At 68.8% G+C, this 708-nt stretch carries 1 protein-coding gene; it reads left to right on the top strand.

The annotated features are described in order from the left end of the window. Positions 1–708 (top strand): alpha/beta hydrolase family protein (locus AOQ53_RS37575; RefSeq protein ID WP_408055228.1); only part of this gene is annotated, 708 nt, incomplete at both ends.

Here is a 708-nt window from a genome sequence, read left to right as displayed (position 1 = left end):
GGCAGCCGCCGGTGCACCACCTACGTCTACTACCCGGCCACCGGCACCCCCGGCGGCAACCCGGTGACGAACGCCCCGGTCGCGGGCGGTGTCTTCCCCGTCTACAACTTCACCCACGGCTACGGAAGCAGCCCGCAGAACTCCCTGTTCATCATCCGGGCCCTGGCCTCGGCGGGCTTCGTCGTCCCCGCCCCGCACTTCAACCACAACTTCAATGACGTCAACAACGGCAACTCCTCCAAGGACGTCTCGCAGATCCTCACCAACACCCTCGCGCTCAACGCGAGCGGTCCGCTGGCCGGGCACATCAACACCGGGATCGGCGTCGGCGTCTCGGGCCACTCCCTGGGCGGCATGATCACCCATGGCCTGCTGACCTCCTGGCCCGACCGCCGGATCATCTCCGCCAACCCCCAGTCCTGCGTGGACATGGGCAACCCGTCCAGTTCGGTCTCCGCCAAGGTCCTGTTCGTCCACGGCGACCGGGACTCGACCACGCAGTACTCCTCGGCCCGGCAGGCGTACACGGAGATGACCTGGCCCAAGGCGTTCCTCACCTTCGTCGGCGGCAGCCACACCAGCTTCTGGAGCGACCAGCGCTTCCCGAGGACCGTCGTCGACTGGGCCCGCTGGACCATGTACGGCGACACCGCCGCACGGGACCGCCTCCCGGCCGACGCGGCCGGCTCCAACACCAGGTGGGAAGCC

The organism is Streptomyces azureus, from assembly GCF_001270025.1.
GTDB lineage: Bacteria > Actinomycetota > Actinomycetes > Streptomycetales > Streptomycetaceae > Streptomyces > Streptomyces azureus.
Note: the sequence above shows the minus strand (reverse complement) of the source record. Positions and strands in the feature narration are given on the sequence as shown.